Below are 19,338 nucleotides of genomic sequence, written 5' to 3'. Positions count from 1 at the left end.
TTATTCCTCCTTTCCCTTTTGTGTTTCGTAGATTTCGCGGTAGACGGCATTGTTAGCTACCAAGTCTGCATGCCGTCCTTCTCCAATCAAACGCCCTTGATCCAAGACCAAAATCTTGTCCGCATGGACGACTGAACTGATCTTTTGAGCGATGATAATAGTTGTTGTCCCTTTCAGGTCTTTGTTCAAAGCTTCCTGCACGAGTCTTTCTGACTTGGCATCTAGGGCTGAAGTCGAATCGTCAAAAATCAGGATACGGGGATTGCTGACAATCCCACGGGCAATGGACATCCGTTGCTTTTGTCCACCAGAAAAGTTGGTGCCACGTTCTTCGACCTGACTCTCAAATTTGTTTTCCATACGCCCGATAAATTCGCTGGCTTGAGCAATTCGTGCTGCACGTTCCATTTCTGACACGCTGGCATTTCCTTTTCCTTGACGAAGATTATCTGCAATGGTTCCGCTAAAGAGAATAGCACGTTGCAAGACAATGGAAACTGTTTTACGCAAGGTTCCCTCGCTGACATCTCGAATATCCTTGCCACCAATCTTAATAGACCCCTCTTGTGGATCAAACAGTCGTGGAATTAACTGAGCCAAGGTAGACTTCCCTGCTCCAGTCGCTCCAACCACACCCACCATCTGACCAGGCGCAATTTCAAAGGTTACATTCTTCAGCATAGGCTCATCGTCATTGGGATAGGTGAAGGTTACATTTTCAAAAGAGAGACTTCCTTCTAACTCTTCGTCTGGGAGATCTTTAAAGGTCATCGCTGGCTCGGTATTTAGAATTTCGCGGATACGACGCAAGGAAATCATGGCACGACTGACAGAATTTCCTAAAAATCCAACCATGATGATGGTAAAGATAATCTGGCTGAGATAGTTGATAAAGGAAGCAATAGAGCCCACAACAGATGGATCTGACTGAGCCATGCCTGCCACCAACCAGATAGAGAGGAAGACCGCTCCATAGCCGACTAGCATCATAACGGGTTCTATAACTGAGAAGGCATAACCGATATAAAGATTTTGGCCGAGAAGTTCATCAGAAACATCGGTAAATTTGTCAAATTGTGCTTTTTCTTGTACAAAGGATTTGACCACGCGCACACCACGTAGATTTTCCTTAGCGATAGCATTGATCCGTTCAAGAAGGGTTTGAAACTTAGCAAATCGTGGCCCCATCATCCCCATCATGATGGCTGTTAGTGCAAAGATTAGGAGCACCATGAGAACAATCACCCACCAAAGCGACGGAAGAGTGTGAACCGCCAAGATAAAGGAACCGATAAAGAGAAGAGGGAGACGAAAGAGAATTTGAAAAGCCATCATCACCACGTTCTGAATTTGGTTGATATCATTGGTCATTCGGACGACAAGGTTACCCGCATTAAACTGCTCGATATTGGCATAAGAAAAAGTCTGGATCTTGCGAAAAGCGTCTTCACGAAGGTCCGAAGACACTCCTTGGGCAATATAGGCTGCAAGTGTTACATTGACCCCACCTGCAACCAGACCGACTAGGGCTACTCCTATCAGCCAAGCGCCAATACTATAAATAGCCTCATTTTGACCGGCCAACAAAGCCTCTAACACCTCTTGCAAATAGCGCGGTTGCAAGAGCGAGCTCGCAACCATCAAGCCTGTCATCATTAGGGATGCCAAGGCCTGCCATTTATAGGTTTTTATTTTTTTAATGAGCATATTTCCTCCTAATAAAATAGATAAAGGGAGCGACATCCTGCGTCAGCTCCTTCTCATTCGTTCATATTGATGCTATTCTAGCAAAAAAGAGGCATCTTGTCAAAGAAGTCTCCTTGTTATAAATTAGTGCGCTTTCATCCACAGGTGATGCATGAAAAGGCTTTTTATGGTAAAATGAAAGGAAGAACTCTTACAAGGAGGAAAAGATGAAGAAACAAACCATCGCTGTCTTGGGTCCTGGTTCTTGGGGAACTGCCCTTTCGCAGGTCCTAAACGACAATGGACACGAGGTTCGAATTTGGGGAAATATTTCTGACCAAATTGATGAAATCAATAACCAACATACAAACAAACGCTATTTCAAAGATATCCTACTCGACGAAAAAATCAAAGCCTATCATGACTTGGAAGAAACACTAAAGGATGTGGATGCTGTTTTATTTGTGGTCCCAACAAAAGTAACGAGACTGGTTGCCCAACAAGTGGCAAAGGTGCTCGATCACAAGGTTGTCATCATGCATGCCTCCAAAGGATTGGAACCAGATAGCCACAAACGTCTATCAACTATTCTTGAAGAGGAAATTCCAGTCGATCTCCGTAGTGAAGTCGTCGTTGTTTCAGGACCTAGCCACGCTGAGGAAACGATTGTGCGGGATATTACCTTGATCACTGCAGCCTCTAAAGACCTTGAAACGGCCCAGTACGTCCAAAATCTCTTTAGCAATCACTACTTCCGTCTCTATACTAATACGGATGTTATCGGGGTTGAAACCGCTGGTGCTCTCAAAAACATCATCGCAGTTGGCGCTGGGGCACTACATGGTCTGGGGTTTGGCGACAATGCCAAGGCAGCTATCATTGCCCGTGGCTTGGCTGAAATCACCCGTCTAGGGGTCGCTCTTGGAGCTAACCCTCTGACTTATAGCGGTCTTTCTGGAGTTGGAGATTTGATTGTAACGGGGACATCTGTCCACTCTCGTAACTGGAGGGCCGGTGATGCTCTCGGTCGTGGAGAATCCCTCGCAGACATCGAAGCAAACATGGGTATGGTCATCGAAGGCATTTCAACAACTCGAGCAGCTTACGAGCTGGCTCAGGAATTGGGTGTCTACATGCCAATCACACAGGCTATTTACCGAGTGATCTATGAAGGTGTCAATATCAAAGAAGCAATCACTGACATCATGAGCAATGAATTTAAAGCAGAAAACGAATGGTCGTAGACCCTTATAGAAAGGAACATCATGAAACAAAAAGTCAGAAAAGCAGTCATCCCTGCCGCTGGATTGGGAACTCGTTTCCTCCCAGCAACTAAGGCCTTGGCCAAGGAAATGTTGCCAATCGTAGACAAGCCAACTATCCAGTTTATCGTTGAAGAAGCTCTCAAATCTGGTATCGAAGATATCTTGGTTGTTACAGGTAAGTCAAAACGTTCTATTGAGGACCACTTCGATTCAAACTTCGAATTGGAATACAACCTCAAAGAAAAAGGGAAAACAGATCTTCTGAAGCTAGTTGATGAAACAACTGGCATGCGCCTGCATTTTATCCGTCAAACACATCCACGTGGTCTCGGAGATGCTGTCTTGCAAGCCAAAGCTTTCGTTGGAAATGAACCTTTTGTCGTTATGCTTGGTGATGACTTGATGGATATCACGGACGAAAAGGCTGTTCCGCTTACCAAACAACTCATGGATGACTACGAGCGTACTCATGCGTCTACTATCGCTGTTATGCCAGTCCCTCACGACGAAGTATCTGCCTATGGGGTTATTGCTCCGCAAGGCGAAGGAAAAGACGGCCTTTACAGCGTTGAAACCTTCGTTGAAAAACCTGCACCAGAGGATGCTCCTAGCGACCTTGCTATCATCGGACGCTACCTCCTCACGCCTGAAATTTTCCAAATCCTCGAAAACCAAGCTCCAGGTGCAGGAAATGAAATTCAGCTGACAGATGCAATCGATACCCTCAATAAAACACAACGTGTGTTTGCTCGTGAGTTCAAGGGGGCTCGTTACGATGTCGGAGACAAGTTTGGCTTTATGAAAACATCCATCGACTACGCTCTCAAACACCCTCAAGTCAAAGACGACTTGAAAGACTACCTCATCCAACTCGGAAAAGAGTTAGCTGATGGGGAATAGAAGAACAGTTCATACAAAAAAGAACTAGGATAGTTAATTATCCCAGTTCTTTTTATTTTGTATTGCTATCATCCCGAACATATAAACCAACAAAAGGAAATCGTATTTCTCAGTTAACCCACTTACAAGCTCCATCGAATTGACCTTGAATTTTATGAAAGCGCTACGATGTTATTTGTTTTTTTCTAAAAATAGGAGTACAATGAGTTAGTATAATAAAATAAAAAGCACCGAATCGGTGCGCACTTTTTCAAGTTGTGTACGGACAAAGCCTTATTTTAACTTGCTGTGTTGTTTCGAATAGTTCCAACAACTTCATTGTACTATACTTGTCAAAGATTATCAAGTGAAATGTAAATCATTTTACAGATACGACAAAAAGCTTGTTTATCCTCATTTGAAACAATACAGTTCTAAAACTAAAATATAACTTATAATTAATTTTAGCACATTTTTACCGATATTTCATCATTATTCTATTGAACTCTTTAGTCAGAATGATATAATTAAATTAATTTATATTTTAAGGAGAGTGTTTTGAAAAAGTTCAAATTCCCTAAAGATAATTTAGCTATTCTAACTGAGTTAGTAAAGTTTATAAATGGGTGCATTGACTTAATCAAAGCTCTCATTTCTTAATTTTAAAATTATATCTCAATACAAATACAACGGAGGTTTTTATACATGGAAAACAAAAATTACTCTATCGGACTCGATATCGGAACTAACAGCGTCGGATGGGCCGTCATTACAGATGACTATAAAGTGCCATCTAAAAAGATGAAAGTTTTGGGCAATACCGATAAACACTTTATCAAGAAAAATCTCATCGGGGCTCTATTGTTTGATGAGGGAACTACTGCTGAGGCTAGACGCCTTAAACGAACTGCACGTCGTCGCTATACCCGCCGGAAAAATCGTCTTCGCTATCTTCAAGAAATCTTTGCTGAGGAAATGAGCAAGGTGGATAGTAGTTTCTTTCATCGATTGGATGACTCCTTTTTAATTCCTGAGGACAAAAGAGGGAGTAAATATCCTATTTTTGCTACCTTGGCAGAAGAAAAAGAATACCATAAGCAATTTCCAACTATCTATCATTTGAGAAAGCAACTGGCGGATTCGAAAGAAAAGGCTGACCTGCGCTTGATTTATCTAACGTTAGCTCATATGATTAAATACCGTGGGCATTTTTTATACGAAGATACATTTGATATTAAAAACAATGATATCCAAAAAATCTTTAATGAATTTATAAGCATTTACAACAACACCTTTGAAGGAAATTCGCTTAGTGGACAAAACGTACAAGTAGAAGCAATTTTTACTGATAAAATTAGCAAATCTGCAAAGAGAGAACGCGTTCTAAAACTCTTTCCTGATGAAAAATCCACTGGTCTCTTTTCAGAATTTCTCAAGTTAATTGTAGGAAATCAGGCTGATTTTAAAAAACATTTTGACTTAGAAGAAAAAGCTCCACTACAATTCTCTAGAGATACCTATGATGAGGATTTGGAAAACTTACTCGGACAAATTGGAGATGACTTTGCTGATCTTTTTCTAGTTGCTAAAAAACTCTATGACGCCATCCTTCTATCAGGAATCTTAACCGTTACAGATCCTTCAACCAAGGCTCCACTGTCAGCATCTATGATTGAGCGCTATGAAAATCACCAAAAAGATTTGGCATCTTTAAAACAATTCATCAAAAACAATCTTCCAGAAAAATATGATGAAGTTTTTTATGACGATAGCAAAAATGGTTATGCAAGATATGTCGGAGTTGATTTAAAAGTACGTAAAAGAAATGGTAAATTAGCAACTGAGGAAGAATTTTATAAATATCTCAAGAGCATTTTAAATAATGTTAAAGGGGCAGACTATTTCCTGGATAAAATTGAACGTGAAGATTTCTTGAGAAAACAACGCACCTTTGATAATGGTTCTATTCCTCACCAAATTCATCTTCAAGAGATGAATGCCATTCTCCGTCGGCAAGGAGAACATTATCCATTTCTGAAGGAAAACAAAGAAAAGATAGAGAAAATCTTGACCTTCCGTATTCCTTACTATGTTGGCCCATTGGCTCGTGGCAATCGTGATTTTGCTTGGCTTACTAGAAATTCTGACCAAGCAATCCGACCTTGGAATTTTGAAGAAATTGTTGATAAAGCAAGCTCTGCGGAAGACTTCATCAATAAGATGACTAACTATGACTTGTATCTCCCAGAAGAAAAAGTTCTTCCCAAGCATAGTCTCTTATATGAAAGATTTGCTGTCTATAATGAATTAACAAAAGTAAAATTTATTGCAGAAGGATTGAGAGACTATCAATTCCTTGATAGTGGGCAGAAGAAGCAAATTGTCACTCAATTATTCAAAGAGAAAAGAAAAGTAACTGAAAAAGACATCATCCATTATCTACACACTGTTGATGGCTACGATGGAATCGAACTAAAAGGAATTGAAAAACAATTTAACGCCAGTCTATCTACTTATCATGATTTACTCAAAATTATCAAGGATAAAGCGTTTATGGATGATGCTAAAAATGAAGCAATTCTTGAAAATATCGTCCACACTTTAACTATCTTTGAAGATCGTGAGATGATCAAACAACGTCTTGCTCAATATGACTCCCTCTTTGATGAAAAAGTCATCAAAGCACTAACTCGTCGACATTATACTGGTTGGGGAAAACTCTCTGCTAAGCTGATTAACGGCATCCGTGATAAACAAACTGGCAAAACGATTCTTGATTATCTGATTGACGACGGCTACAGCAATCGTAACTTTATGCAGTTAATCAATGATGACGGGCTTTCTTTCAAAGAAATTATCCAAAAAGCTCAAGTGGTTGGTAAAACAGATAATGTAAATCAGGTTGTCCAAGAGCTTCCAGGAAGCCCTGCTATTAAAAAGGGGATTTTACAAAGTATCAAGATTGTTGAGGAACTTGTCAAGGTTATAGGACACGAACCTGAGTCCATTGTCATTGAAATGGCTCGCGAAAATCAGACAACTACCCGGGGGAAAAAGAATTCCCAACAAAGATATAAGCGAATTGAAAATTCATTAAAAATCTTAGCATCTGGACTTAACTCCAAAATTCTAAAAGAACATCCGACAGATAATATTCAACTTCAGAATGACCGTCTCTTCCTTTACTATCTCCAAAACGGGAGGGATATGTATACTGGGAAACCTCTTGACATCAACCAACTGAGCAGCTATGACATTGACCATATCGTCCCACAGGCCTTTATCAAGGATGATTCGCTTGATAACCGTGTCTTAACTAGTTCAAAGGATAATCGTGGGAAATCCGATAATGTTCCTAGTCTAGAAGTCGTTCAAAAAAGAAAAGCCTTTTGGCAACAATTATTGGATTCTAAATTGGTTTCAGAACGTAAATTTAATAATTTAACCAAAGCCGAACGTGGCGGGCTAGATGAGCGAGATAAAGTTGGCTTTATCAAACGCCAACTAGTTGAAACACGCCAAATCACAAAACATGTTGCACAGATTTTGGATGCTCGCTTCAATAAAGAAGTGACTGAGAAGGATAAGAAGAACCGTACCGTCAAAATCATCACTTTGAAATCCAATCTAGTTTCCAACTTCCGTAAAGAATTTGGGTTATACAAGGTGCGGGAGATCAATGACTACCACCACGCGCATGACGCCTACTTAAATGCAGTAGTGGCTAAGGCTATCCTTAAAAAATATCCTAAACTAGAGCCTGAATTCGTCTATGGTGACTATCAAAAGTACGATCTTAAGAGATACATCTCAAGATCCAAAGATCCTAAAGGCATCGAAAAAGCAACTGAAAAGTATTTCTTCTACTCAAACTTGTTGAATTTCTTTAAAGAAGAGGTGCATTACGCAGACGGAACCATCGTAAAAAGAGAAAATATCGAATACTCCAAAGATACTGGAGAAATCGCTTGGAATAAGGAAAAAGATTTCGCAACAATCAAAAAAGTACTTTCACTTCCGCAGGTGAATATTGTGAAGAAGAGAGAGGTGCAAACAGGCGGCTTCTCTAAAGAATCCATTCTTCCTAAAGGAAATTCTGATAAGTTAATCCCTCGAAAAACAAAGGATATTCTTTGGGAAACTACTAAATATGGGGGATTTGATAGCCCCGTTATCGCCTATTCGATCCTGCTCATAGCTGATATCGAAAAAGGGAAAGCGAAAAAACTGAAGACTGTCAAGACTCTAGTTGGTATTACCATCATGGAGAAAGACGCTTTTGAGAAGAATCCAATAGCTTTCCTTGAAAATAAAGGCTATCATAATGTATGTAAAGAAAATATCCTCTGCCTGCCTAAGTATAGTTTATTTGAACTGGAAAATGGTCGCAGACGACTACTTGCAAGTGCGAAAGAACTTCAAAAAGGCAATGAAATAGTGCTTCCAGTATATTTAACAACCTTGCTCTACCATTCTAAAAATGTCCATAAACTAGACGAACCAGGACATTTAGAATACATTCAGAAACACCGAAATGAATTTAAGGATTTGTTAAATCTTGTATCTGAGTTCTCTCAAAAATATGTCCTCGCGGATGCAAATCTAGAGAAAATCAAGAACTTATATGCAGACAATGAGCAAGCAGATATAGAAATTCTAGCAAATTCGTTTATCAATTTGTTGACCTTTACTGCTTTGGGTGCTCCTGCTGCCTTTAAATTTTTTGGCAAAGATGTTGATCGAAAACGATACACAACTGTATCCGAAATCCTCAACGCCACCCTCATCCACCAATCCATCACTGGTCTCTACGAGACTCGGATTGACTTGAGCAAACTAGGAGAAGACTAATGGGATGGAGAACCGTTGTTGTCAATACACACTCTAAGCTCTCTTACAAGAACAATCACTTGATTTTTAAAGATGCCTCTCGGACAGAGTTGATTCACCTGTCCGAGGTGGACATCCTACTTTTGGAGACGACAGATATTGTTCTCTCTACTATGTTGATTAAACGCTTGGTGGATGAAAATATTTTGGTCATCTTTTGTGATGATAAACGCTTGCCGACAGCATATTTAATGCCTTACTACGGTCGACACGATTCCAGTTTGCAACTCTCTCGTCAAATTACTTGGAGCGAGGAGGCTAAAGCACAAGTTTGGACCACCATTATTGCACAAAAAATTCTCAATCAGGCTTTTTATCTGGGGAGTTGTGGTTTTCTAGAAAAATCTCAGTCCGTCATTGATCTCTATCATGGTTTGGATTTGTTTGATCCTAGTAACCGCGAAGGGCACGCAGCTCGGATTTATTTTAATACCTTGTTTGGAAATGATTTTAGCCGTGAACAAGATAGTGATATCAATGCTGCCTTAGACTACGGTTACACCTTAATTTTGAGTATGTTTGCGCGTGAGATTGTATTGTCTGGTTGTATGACCCAGTTTGGCTTGAAACATGCCAACCAGTTCAATCAATTCAACCTCGCTAGCGATATTATGGAGCCTTTCCGTCCGATTATTGACAGAATCGTCTATGAAAATCGAAACAGTTCTTTTGTCAAAATCAAACGAGAACTTTTCACTATTTTCTCAGATACCTTCCACTACAATAGCAAAGATATGTATCTGTCCAATATCGTCAGTGACTATACTAAAAAAGTCATTCAAGCTCTCAATCAACCCGAGAAAGGAGTTCCTGAGTTTAGGATATGAGTTATCGATATATGCGTATGATTTTAATGTTCGATATGCCAGTTGATACCGTAGAGGAACGCAAGGCCTATCGGAAATTTCGGAAGTTCCTCATAGATGAGGGATTTATCATGCACCAATTCTCCATCTATAGCAAGCTCTTACTCAACAACTCTGCTAATAACGCCATGATTGAACGCCTTAAGACTCATAATCCTAAAAAAGGCAATATTACCCTCTTAACCGTTACAGAAAAGCAGTTTTCTCGCATGATTTACTTAAATGGCGAGCGAAATACCAGCGTAGCAAACTCCGATGCCCGTTTAGTTTTTCTAGGAGAGGAGCCTGGAGATGAAGATTAATTTCCCGCTATTAGACGAACCATTAGCTATTGAAAATGCAACCTTTTTAGTGTTGGAAGACCAGTTTACCTTTTCAACTATCGTCAAGCAATTCTACCAGTACACTGATGAAGGGGAGTTGAAGTTATTTGATAGAAATCTAAAAGCCCTGAAAGAGTCCGAGTTACTACTGATAACGGATGTCTTAGGATACAATCTCAACTCACCTGCCATGCTCAAGCTGATACATGCGGATCTTGAAAATCAACTCAATGATAAACCAGAAGTCAAATCCATGATTGAAAAGTTGGTAGCCACGATTACAGAATTATTGGCATTTGAGTGTTTAGAAAACGAGTTAGACCTAGAGTATGATGAAATTACCATTCTAGAGTTAATCGATGCACTTGGTGTCAAAGTAGAAACCTTGAGTGATACACCTTTTGAAAAGATGCTAGAAATTGTCCAAGTTTTTAAATATCTTTCAAAAAAGAAACTCCTTGTTTTCATCAATGCATCTGCCTATCTATCAAAGGATGAGTTAGTAAATTTGATAGAGTATATCCAACTCAATCAACTAAAAGTTTTATTTGTCGAACCTCGAAAAGTCTATGATTTCCCGCAGTATGTGCTGGATCAAGACTATTTCTTGAACCCTGAAAATATGGTATAATAAGAGTAACAATTGGAACCTGACGATCTGAAGTCTGGCTGGGACGAATGGCGCGATTACGAAATTTCGTAAGAAAAATTTTTCTACGAGGTTTTAGAGCTGTGTTGTTTCGAATGGTTCCAAAACTTTAATGACCGCCTTTTTGATAGGCTTTACGTTTTAGAGCTGTGTTGTTTCGAATGGTTCCAAAACAACTCACTAAAAAAGCTTACGCAGGTATTTGTTTTAGAGCTGTGTTGTTTCGAATGGTTCCAAAACCCGAGAAGTTCCGTAACTTCATTGACAACTGTTTTAGAGCTGTGTTGTTTCGAATGGTTCCAAAACCCGAAATTAAGGTTCACGGATTTGGAGTAAGTTTTAGAGCTGTGTTGTTTCGAATGGTTCCAAAACATACTGATGGATCGCATGAGACTGGCTATTGTTTTAGAGCTGTGTTGTTTCGAATGGTTCCAAAACAGCTATCAACTGTTTGACACTTTGGACGCTGTTTTAGAGCTGTGTTGTTTCGAATGGTTCCAAAACCAAATCACCAACGGCGCGAATTTTATTAGCGTTTTAGAGCTGTGTTGTTTCGAATGGTTCCAAAACATCAATTAAGTGAATGGATTCAATAGGCTTGTTTTAGAGCTGTGTTGTTTCGAATGGTTCCAAAACGGCTCTATCCGTAGTGAAATACATGACGGTGTTTTAGAGCTGTGTTGTTTCGAATGGTTCCAAAACACCTAATACGGCTTGGAAGTATAACTCCCAGTTTTAGAGCTGTGTTGTTTCGAATGGTTCCAAAACTGGAACAAAGCGATAATAGCAATGGACTCAGTTTTAGAGCTGTGTTGTTTCGAATGGTTCCAAAACTGGCAAAATGTTCGAAGAGGACTTCAAAAAGTTTTAGAGCTGTGTTGTTTCGAATGGTTCCAAAACTCGAGTGCCTTTATTTTTAATTTCTTGAACGTTTTAGAGCTGTGTTGTTTCGAATGGTTCCAAAACTATCTTTCGTTCCCTCATTGCCGTTCATTTGTTTTAGAGCTGTGTTGTTTCGAATGGTTCCAAAACATCTTTCAGTCGGTAACGCAAACGCCTATGGTTTTAGAGCTGTGTTGTTTCGAATGGTTCCAAAACCACTCCAAGTTCACAATAACGAATAACTGTGTTTTAGAGCTGTGTTGTTTCGAATGGTTCCAAAACAATCTTTTGATAAGTTTAATAATTTAAGATGTTTTAGAGCTGTGTTGTTTCGAATGGTTCCAAAACCTATTGTTTAGAGCCAAACCAAGTAGAAGAGTTTTAGAGCTGTGTTGTTTCGAATGGTTCCAAAACCCGTGTTGTTTCGAATGGTTCCAAAACTAACTTCTTTGTTATTGATATCGACAAACAGTTTTAGAGCTGTGTTGTTTCGAATGGTTCCAAAACAATGTCTTGTTGCTGACATCAGGGTAAACCGTTTTAGAGCTGTGTTGTTTCGAATGGTTCCAAAACTTCATGTTTTGAGTGATTAGAAGCTCCTATGTTTTAGAGCTGTGTTGTTTCGAATGGTTCCAAAACTCTCTATAAGAACCATATCAAGCCAAAGTTGTTTTAGAGCTGTGTTGTTTCGAATGGTTCCAAAACTACCAACGTTAGCAAAGTTACCTTGCACAAGTTTTAGAGCTGTGTTGTTTCGAATGGTTCCAAAACAGCAAGCTGCCTTCCTGCACGGTGTAGACTGTTTTAGAGCTGTGTTGTTTCGAATGGTTCCAAAACTAAAAATATTTTTTACTTTTTAGAATTTATGTTTTAGAGCTGTGTTGTTTCGAATGGTTCCAAAACTTGAAGAAGTAATTCAAGATATTGGAAAGGGTTTTAGAGCTGTGTTGTTTCGAATGGTTCCAAAACATGCTTGAAAGTGACGAAGCTGTTATCTCAGTTTTAGAGCTGTGTTGTTTCGAATGGTTCCAAAACTATGAAAACAAAGAACGAAAAGACCGATTAGTTTTAGAGCTGTGTTGTTTCGAATGGTTCCAATCTACATAAAAAGCTACTCAAAAAATGAGTAGCTTTTTAACTATTCCCCCTTCCCTTACACATAGCTCATTCCCTTATAGAAAAGGAAAACGGCTAGTGCGATAAAAAGTACGGTTGCTCCGATTCGCTGGCTGGTACTGTACATTCTTCTCTCCCATTTGACTGGAAAGATAACTGCTAGAAAGGCACCTCCTACTGCACCTCCGATATGGCCTGCTAGGCTGATTCCTGGAATCAGAACACTTCCGATAATATTAATCACAAAAAGTGTCAGATAGGATTGCCCCAACTGCTGAATATAGGGGTTGCGAGTTGCGTAACGCAAGACGATAATCGCAGCAAATAGCCCGTAAAGAGAAGTGGAAGCGCCTGCTGCTACAACTTTCGGTGTGAAAGCAAAAACAAAGAGATTGCCCATCATTCCTGATAAGAGATAAAGAAGGAAAAATTGCTTAGAACCGAAAATCTCCTCCACCTGTCGTCCAAGAAAGTAGAGCGAAATCATATTGACAATGAAATGCTCCCATCCGATATGCACAAATATAGCCGAAAAAAGGCGCCAAATCTGCTCAGGGAACAGGCGAATGATCGGTCCATACATGGCTCCAAACTGAAGCAAGGTATCTGCTCGTTCAAAATTTAAACCTGTAAGAACCAACATAAAGAGAAAGACCAATGCGGTTACTAGGAGGAAGAAACTAGTCACAGGATAACGTTTATCAAAGATTTCCTTCATAGATTAGCATCTCCTGGACGGGAATATCATGGTCTTCCAAGTTAAACTCCTGAATTTGACAAGGATAGATTGTACTCAGGCTCTGCCCAGCAAAATTCTCCAGATAGCGGTCGTAGTATCCTCCACCATATCCAATCCGATACCCCTCTGTTGTAAAAGCCAAACCCGGAACATGAATTAAATCAATCTGAGACGGATCCACCACTTCCAAGTCTCCTTGCGGTTCCATTAGACCAAAGGAAGTTTTTACCAACTGCTGCGGATTGTAGACTACAAGGTCCATGCACCCCTTGGGATAGGTTTTGGGTATCAGAACTTTTTTGCCGTCCTTCAGCGCCTGCTCGATCAATTCTTGCGTTTGAAACTCATGCGGAAAAGAGAGATAGGTTGCGATAATCTTAGCTTCTTGGTAAAAGGGATGATTTAAAAATCGCTCTGTTAAAACTTGGTCCATAGCCTGTTTTTGCTCCTGAGATAGAGCCTTCATTTCGTGTAAGACTTGCTTACGTAGTTCTGCTTTCATAGACAATTCCTCTACTCCGCCGCCTTCTTTTTCAGGAAACTAGATACTGCTTCCACCCCAATAGTTAAGGCTTCTTCCTTGGGACTCATCTGAGGATGGTGAAGGGCGTAGGGACTATCGATACCCAGCCAAAACATAACGCCATCTACCTTCGAAAGGAGGTAACCAAAGTCCTCACCTGTCATAGCAGGCTCGATATCAATCAACTCGATTCCGTCTTTTTCTTCAAAGAAATCCATCAGTTTACGCGCCAAGGCTGGATTGTTCTCAACAGGTAGGTAGCCTCCTTGCTTGAGTTCCACTTCGACTTCCATATCAAAGGCTGCTGCAACTCCTTCTGCAACTGTCTTGACCCTTTTTTGTACCAAGAGACTCATGTCCTGAGTCAAGGCGCGAATGGTTCCGTGTAAAAAGGCTGTATCTGTGATGACATTGTTGGTTGTTCCAGCCTGAAAAACGCCAAAGGTCACCACCGCTCCCTCGATTGGGTTGACATTGCGGCTGACAACTGACTGCACCTGGGTCACAAAGTAACTAGCCGCTACCAAGGCGTCATTAGCTTCATGTGGAAAAGCTGCATGTCCCCCTTTTCCTTTGAAATGAATCTTCACCTCACAGGTCCCTGCAAAGAGCGTATGGGTATTGGTCGCAATCTGACCAACCTTCAAATCCGGACGAACATGGAGACCATAAAACTGGTCTGGCAACCAGTCCCCAAAAGCACCATCCTCATACATGAGCATACCACCAGCTTCATTTTCTTCAGCAGGCTGAAATAGGAAGAGCAGATTGTTCTTGGGTTGCTCCTCAAGTGCGCGTTCGAGACAGCCCAAGGCAATGGTCATATGAAAATCATGGCCACAGGCATGCATGCGACCTTGGTGTTGAGAGGCAAAAGGCAGTCCGGTTTGTTCGACGATAGGCAGGCCATCAATGTCTGTTCGCCAACCAATGGTTCGTTCCGGCTGACTTCCCTGCAGGTAGATCAAAATACCCGTCCGCCAAGTACGAATTTGAACAAAGTCCTTGCCCGCAGTCAATTTCTCAATCACATCCAGCAAATAAGCATGAGTCTTGAACTCCTCCAAGCCAATCTCTGGAATCTGGTGTAAATCTCGTCTAGTCTGAATCAAGTCTAACATCTATCTGTCCTCCGATATAGCAGAAAGAGGCTGGAAAAAGGGTTCCGCCTCTTTTTTACTTTTACAATTACAAGGTACGAAGCGCATCCTCTAGCGCTGTTTTTTGTTGAGTTTGGGCATCAATTTCTTTGATGATACGAGCTGGAACACCTGCTACTACAACGTTTTCTGGAACATCTTGGGTAACAATAGCTCCTGCTGCAACAACTGAACCACTGCCGATTTGGACTCCTTCGATAACCACTGCATTGGCACCGATAAGAACATTGTCTCCGACACGGACTGGTTCAGCACTAGCTGGCTCAATCACACCCGCCAAAACTGCACCTGCACCAACGTGACTGTTTTTTCCAACAATAGCACGGCCACCAAGGATGGCACCCATGTCAATCATGGTTCCAGCACCGATTTCAGCACCGATATTGATAACTGCTCCCATCATGATAACAGCATTGTCACCAATTTCAACTTGGTCACGAATAATAGCACCTGGCTCAATACGAGCGTTGATATCACGTTTATCTAGTAAAGGAACTGCAGAATTACGAGCATCTTGCTCAACAATATAGTTTTTATTTTCTACCAAGCCATCAAGAAGAGGAGCCACGTCCTTCCAGTCTCCGAATAAAACATTTCCTAGTTTGACAACAGAGCTTGGCACAGCAGTTGCGAGTTGCCCTTCAAAGGTTACTTTGACACTGGTTTTCTTTTCAGCATTGGCGATAAATTGGATAATTTCTTGAGCGTTCATTTTTGTAGCAGTCATAGGCGCCTCCTGGTTCGTTATAATGATACCTATTCTACCAAAAAAGGCCTCAAATTTGAAGCCTCAACTATCAAATAAGCATCTTTACTTGGCTTGTTTTGCTTCTTCTACAGATAAGAAAATCATCGGAATGATAATCAACACCATAGCTAAAGCCAAAAAACCATCCATGACCAATCCTAGAAAAAGAACACTTAATAAAGCGGAAGAAAGAGGTTCGCTAGCACTTACCACCGATACAACCAACGGGGAAACGAGTGACACAGCCTTCATAGATAGGAAGAAGGCAAAAGCAGTCCCAAACACGGCAATCGTCAGACAAATCAGCATACTTACCAAATCCACTTGAAAACTTATCTGGTAAATAGGGTAAAGGAAATTACTAAAGAGTCCTGCCAGAATCATCCCCCAACCAACAGTCGGAACAAATCCGTAGCGCCGTGCAAAACGTTGGGGAAGGATGACATTAAACATGACCCCTACTGCACTAAACAAACCTGTCACTAGAGCTAAAGGTGTCATGGACAACTGGGACAAGTCCCCTTTTGTAGCCATCAAAAAAATACCTAGCATGGCAATCAAAACATAGAAAACAGCTGTAATCGAAGCCTTCTTCTGGTAGATGATTCGATTGTAAAACAGGATAAAAACTGGGCTGATAAATTGCAAAATGGTTGCCGTCGTCGCATTGGAATACTCAACGCAGAGATAAAAGAAAAACTGCACAGAAAAAATACCTAGAATAGCATAGGCTAAAAAAGGTAGATAATTTTTCTTATCACGCCAGATGTCCAATAATCGAGTGCGCAACTGAAAGGCCGATAAGCCTAAAACCAAACTCCCCGCCACTAGTAAACGCATAGAAGTAATCCATCCAGAAGACACTGGATAATGAGTGAAAAAATACTCTCCTAAAATCCCACAGATCCCCCAGATTAGGCCTGAGAGTAGCGAGTATAGTGTTCCCTTAACAATCTTTTTCTGATAATGATTCATACTCCTATTGTAACACGAAACCAACAAAGAAAAAAGTAGCAACAAGGAGAAATTACTAACCTTGCTACTACTCTATCTTAGCGATTAAACAGACGTGAACGTCCTGTAGAACCACTCTGAGTATTTCCACTCGAGCTTGTTGTTCCCGAACCGCTACTTGAGCTTGGAGGAGTTACTGCAGGAATACTTCCTAGAATATTCTTCCAAGCATTCTGATAATCTGCATCGCTTCCTCCAATAGCAAAGCGATAGGTGGTTACTGGCGCCCCTTCTTTAGTAGCCCAGTAACTTGTTACGGTAGAACCGGAAACGTTGACTTCTTTGCCATTAATTGAAACCTTGCCCGGTTTCTCCCCTGTCGACTTGAGAACTTGTGACTTGGTCACACTTGAGTCAAGATTAAAGCGCTCATTCCCCCAAATGCCAGGTTTTGCTTGTTGAATGGCATTAACCAAGTGGGCCATATAGTTGGCATTGCGGTAGTGGCCCGCCCCTTTGGCTAGTGGTCGGTTGTCATCGTGACCTAGCCAGCCACCCAAGGTCAAGCGAGGCGTAGAAAGCATAAGCCACATATTTTCATCTTCATTGGTTGTACCAGTTTTTCCAATCCAGTCGGCGCTAGCGAGGCTTGGATTGATGGTAGCCAAGTCTGTCTGGAAACTTGAGGTAATCCGAGATGAAATGACATCGCGAAGCAAACTTTGCATGATGGTCGCTGTCGCTTTTGAGTAAACTTGGACAGGTTTATCTTTATGTTCATAAACCACTCGACCATCTGTTGACTCGATCTTCGCAATCATATGTTTCTTATGGTAAACTCCGTTGTTGGCCAGAGTCTGATATCCGTTAGTATGCTGAGCAACTGTAACGTCAATTCCTCCGCCCATCGGTAAACTCTCAATACCATATTCTGGGATTTCGTAACCCATTTTTTCCATATAGCCTTTAACATCAACACCCTTCTCTCGAAGTGTACGATAAGTCCAGTAGGCTGGGATATTCCATGAGTAGTTAAGGGCCTCCCCTAACGTCATCATGCCCGTACCAGGACTATTGACATACATGATAGGATTGCCGTTTGAAAAGTTGGTTGGATAGTTTGATAAGATACTTGCACTTCCCATCAGACCTTGGTCAATGGCAATACTGTAAGCCAATATCGGCTTAGTAGTCGAAGCAGGAGAACGTTTTGTGTCGATAGCGTGGTTATTCTGATTTTTTTGATAATTGCGACCACCGACAAATCCAAGAATAGCTCCCGTTTGGTTGTCCATGAGGACATTCCCTACCTCAGGCTGGCCTGTCGAATCATCTAGCAGATAGCCGTAGGTCGCAACCGCATTTTGCATCGCAGCATGAACATTTTTATTAATAGTTGTCGTAATCTTATATCCACCATTTTCAATTTCCTTAGTCGCCAAATCACGATAAGCTTTCTGGATGGATTCATTCTTTTGCTCTTGTACAGAAACATTATCTCTCTGAATCAGGTAGTCGTACATCCGATCAGTAGCTTCTGCCAAGGTTGCGAAGTAGAGATAGTCACGCGAAGTACCGCTGACACTACCAGATGGTAAGAAGTCTTTCTTAAAATCATAATCCTTGTACTTGTCGTAATCCTCCTGACTTAGAGCCCCTGTCCGGTACATATTATAGAGAACATCTCTAGCCCGTTTGACCCCCAGAGCCAAATCCTCCTCGCTCTTCATACTACCGTCAGATTCATAAGGGGAGTAACTGATTGGGCTCTGTGGCAATCCTGCGATAAAGGCTGCTTGAGGGATCGTTAAATCCGAAGCCTTAACTCCAAAGATCCCTTCTGCAGCCTGTTGGGCACCTGCAATATTTTGGCCTTTATGATTGCGACCAAAAGGAGCAATGTTAAGGTAGGTTGTTAAAATCTCATCCTTACCCATAGCTCGCTCTAAAGCTAGAGCATCAATGATTTCTTTGGCCTTACGAGCTAGAGTGGGAGCATCCCCCACCACTTGCTGCTTGATAACCTGCTGAGTCAAGGTCGAACCACCACTGGATGACCCCAGACCGACAAAAGTTCCCAAGGTCGCACGAATAACGGCCTTAGGCACAACTCCCTTGTGCTCGTTGAAATTCTCGTCCTCTGTCGCAATGATAGCCTTTTTAAGATTATCCGAAATAGCACCTGAAGCGACTGAAGTGCGCAACAAATCGCCCTCAATCGAGGCAATGGTACTGCCGTCAGAATAAGTGATTTCTGAGATAGAGGCAATATCCTTCACTTGCTTGACCAACTCTTCTGCTTGAGGTACTTGGGCCTTGTCAAATAGGGCAACTCCATAACCCATAGCCACGCCAGCACCAAACAGTCCACCAATAAAGCCTAGGATAAAGAGAGTGTTAAAGACTATTTTAAACCCACTCAAAACCCTAGCAAAATTAGATCCTGCCTTTCTAACCTTATCAGAAGAGGTCGCTTTTTTATCGATTTTCTTATCTGCTTGTCTTTGTTTCCATTTAGCAGTTAGCTGCTGGAAAAAATGCAGCATTTTTGTTTTTAATTCATTAATTCTTTCTTTCATGAATGTCCTCGCTTTCTCTATTATACCATAAAAGGGAAACTTTCAATAAAATAGCCACTTTCTTCCCTATTCCACTAGG

13 protein-coding genes and 1 CRISPR repeat array are annotated in these 19,338 nt (G+C 41.1%); of the genes, 6 read left to right on the top strand and 7 right to left on the bottom strand.

The features are described from left to right. Nucleotides 1-1,707, bottom strand: a complete 1,707-nt coding sequence (locus tag D8847_RS08625; protein ID WP_125841291.1) for an ABC transporter ATP-binding protein — start codon at nucleotides 1,705-1,707, stop codon at nucleotides 1-3. A 206-nt stretch (nucleotides 1,708-1,913) separates the two neighbouring features. Between D8847_RS08625 and D8847_RS08620 the strand changes: the two genes are divergently transcribed. From D8847_RS08620 to csn2, 6 genes are all read left to right on the top strand, one after another. Continuing rightward, nucleotides 1,914-2,930, top strand: a complete 1,017-nt coding sequence (locus D8847_RS08620) for an NAD(P)H-dependent glycerol-3-phosphate dehydrogenase (protein ID WP_033585444.1) — start codon at nucleotides 1,914-1,916, stop codon at nucleotides 2,928-2,930. Between the two features lie 21 nt (nucleotides 2,931-2,951). Beyond that, nucleotides 2,952-3,851 (top strand): UTP--glucose-1-phosphate uridylyltransferase GalU, encoded by a 900-nt coding sequence (gene galU, locus D8847_RS08615; RefSeq protein WP_049478979.1) that lies wholly within the window; start codon nucleotides 2,952-2,954, stop codon nucleotides 3,849-3,851. Nucleotides 3,852-4,535: 684 nt separating this feature from the next. Continuing rightward, nucleotides 4,536-8,681 (top strand): type II CRISPR RNA-guided endonuclease Cas9, encoded by a 4,146-nt coding sequence (gene cas9 / locus D8847_RS08610; protein ID WP_125841290.1) that lies wholly within the window; start codon nucleotides 4,536-4,538, stop codon nucleotides 8,679-8,681. Beyond that, entirely contained in the window at nucleotides 8,681-9,547 is an 867-nt protein-coding gene (cas1, locus tag D8847_RS08605; RefSeq protein WP_125841289.1) for a type II CRISPR-associated endonuclease Cas1, read from the top strand. Before cas9 ends, cas1 begins: the two co-directional genes overlap by 1 nt. Continuing rightward, nucleotides 9,544-9,888, top strand: coding sequence for a CRISPR-associated endonuclease Cas2 (cas2, locus tag D8847_RS08600; RefSeq protein ID WP_061587800.1), 345 nt, complete (start codon nucleotides 9,544-9,546; stop codon nucleotides 9,886-9,888). Before cas1 ends, cas2 begins: the two co-directional genes overlap by 4 nt. After that, entirely contained in the window at nucleotides 9,878-10,540 is a 663-nt protein-coding gene (gene csn2 / locus D8847_RS08595; RefSeq protein WP_125841288.1) for a type II-A CRISPR-associated protein Csn2, read from the top strand. Before cas2 ends, csn2 begins: the two co-directional genes overlap by 11 nt. Nucleotides 10,541-10,630: 90 nt before the next feature. Further along, nucleotides 10,631-12,541: a CRISPR direct-repeat array (repeat unit 36 nt; unit sequence GTTTTAGAGCTGTGTTGTTTCGAATGGTTCCAAAAC). Nucleotides 12,542-12,593: 52 nt separating this feature from the next. On the opposite strand, the gene D8847_RS08590 is transcribed toward csn2, so the two are convergent. The 6 genes from D8847_RS08590 to pbp1b all read right to left on the bottom strand — a co-directional run bounded on the left by D8847_RS08590 (nucleotide 12,594) and on the right by pbp1b (nucleotide 19,259). Continuing rightward, entirely contained in the window at nucleotides 12,594-13,274 is a 681-nt protein-coding gene (locus D8847_RS08590) for a rhomboid family intramembrane serine protease (protein ID WP_125841287.1), read from the bottom strand. Then, nucleotides 13,258-13,797, bottom strand: coding sequence for a 5-formyltetrahydrofolate cyclo-ligase (locus D8847_RS08585; RefSeq protein ID WP_125841286.1), 540 nt, complete (start codon nucleotides 13,795-13,797; stop codon nucleotides 13,258-13,260). The genes D8847_RS08590 and D8847_RS08585 overlap by 17 nt, the downstream gene beginning before the upstream one ends. A gap of 11 nt (nucleotides 13,798-13,808) precedes the next feature. After that, nucleotides 13,809-14,939 carry an N-acetyldiaminopimelate deacetylase gene (locus D8847_RS08580; protein WP_125841285.1) on the bottom strand — a complete coding sequence of 377 codons (1,131 nt, stop codon included), beginning with the start codon at nucleotides 14,937-14,939 and terminating at the stop codon, nucleotides 13,809-13,811. A 67-nt stretch (nucleotides 14,940-15,006) separates the two neighbouring features. Then, nucleotides 15,007-15,705: a 2,3,4,5-tetrahydropyridine-2,6-dicarboxylate N-acetyltransferase gene (gene dapD / locus D8847_RS08575; protein WP_125841284.1), complete on the bottom strand. Its 699-nt coding sequence runs from the start codon at nucleotides 15,703-15,705 to the stop codon at nucleotides 15,007-15,009. Between the two features lie 84 nt (nucleotides 15,706-15,789). Beyond that, a complete protein-coding gene (locus tag D8847_RS08570) occupies nucleotides 15,790-16,701 on the bottom strand; it encodes a DMT family transporter (RefSeq protein ID WP_125841283.1) in 912 nt (303 codons plus the stop codon). Nucleotides 16,702-16,778: 77 nt separating this feature from the next. Next, on the bottom strand, nucleotides 16,779-19,259 hold the full coding sequence (gene pbp1b / locus D8847_RS08565; protein ID WP_125841282.1) for a penicillin-binding protein PBP1B: 2,481 nt from the start codon (nucleotides 19,257-19,259) through the stop codon (nucleotides 16,779-16,781). Nucleotides 19,260-19,338: the final 79 nt, after the last annotated feature.

Source organism: Streptococcus mitis (assembly GCF_003942795.1).
GTDB classification, from domain to species: domain Bacteria; phylum Bacillota; class Bacilli; order Lactobacillales; family Streptococcaceae; genus Streptococcus; species Streptococcus mitis_BJ.
The sequence above is the reverse complement of the archived record's forward strand: the minus strand, read 5'-3'. Positions and strand labels throughout refer to the sequence as shown.

Coding starts and splice junctions, on each gene's coding strand:
- galU (WP_049478979.1), top strand. CDS start 2,952: ATGAAACAAAAAGTCAGAAAAGCAGTCATCCCTGCCGCTGGATTGGGA.
- cas9 (WP_125841290.1), top strand. CDS start 4,536: ATGGAAAACAAAAATTACTCTATCGGACTCGATATCGGAACTAACAGC.
- D8847_RS08625 (WP_125841291.1), bottom strand. CDS start 1,707: ATGCTCATTAAAAAAATAAAAACCTATAAATGGCAGGCCTTGGCATCC.
- pbp1b (WP_125841282.1), bottom strand. CDS start 19,259: ATGAAAGAAAGAATTAATGAATTAAAAACAAAAATGCTGCATTTTTTC.
- D8847_RS08570 (WP_125841283.1), bottom strand. CDS start 16,701: ATGAATCATTATCAGAAAAAGATTGTTAAGGGAACACTATACTCGCTA.
- D8847_RS08590 (WP_125841287.1), bottom strand. CDS start 13,274: ATGAAGGAAATCTTTGATAAACGTTATCCTGTGACTAGTTTCTTCCTC.
- dapD (WP_125841284.1), bottom strand. CDS start 15,705: ATGACTGCTACAAAAATGAACGCTCAAGAAATTATCCAATTTATCGCC.
- D8847_RS08620 (WP_033585444.1), top strand. CDS start 1,914: ATGAAGAAACAAACCATCGCTGTCTTGGGTCCTGGTTCTTGGGGAACT.
- cas2 (WP_061587800.1), top strand. CDS start 9,544: ATGAGTTATCGATATATGCGTATGATTTTAATGTTCGATATGCCAGTT.
- csn2 (WP_125841288.1), top strand. CDS start 9,878: ATGAAGATTAATTTCCCGCTATTAGACGAACCATTAGCTATTGAAAAT.
- D8847_RS08580 (WP_125841285.1), bottom strand. CDS start 14,939: ATGTTAGACTTGATTCAGACTAGACGAGATTTACACCAGATTCCAGAG.
- cas1 (WP_125841289.1), top strand. CDS start 8,681: ATGGGATGGAGAACCGTTGTTGTCAATACACACTCTAAGCTCTCTTAC.
- D8847_RS08585 (WP_125841286.1), bottom strand. CDS start 13,797: ATGAAAGCAGAACTACGTAAGCAAGTCTTACACGAAATGAAGGCTCTA.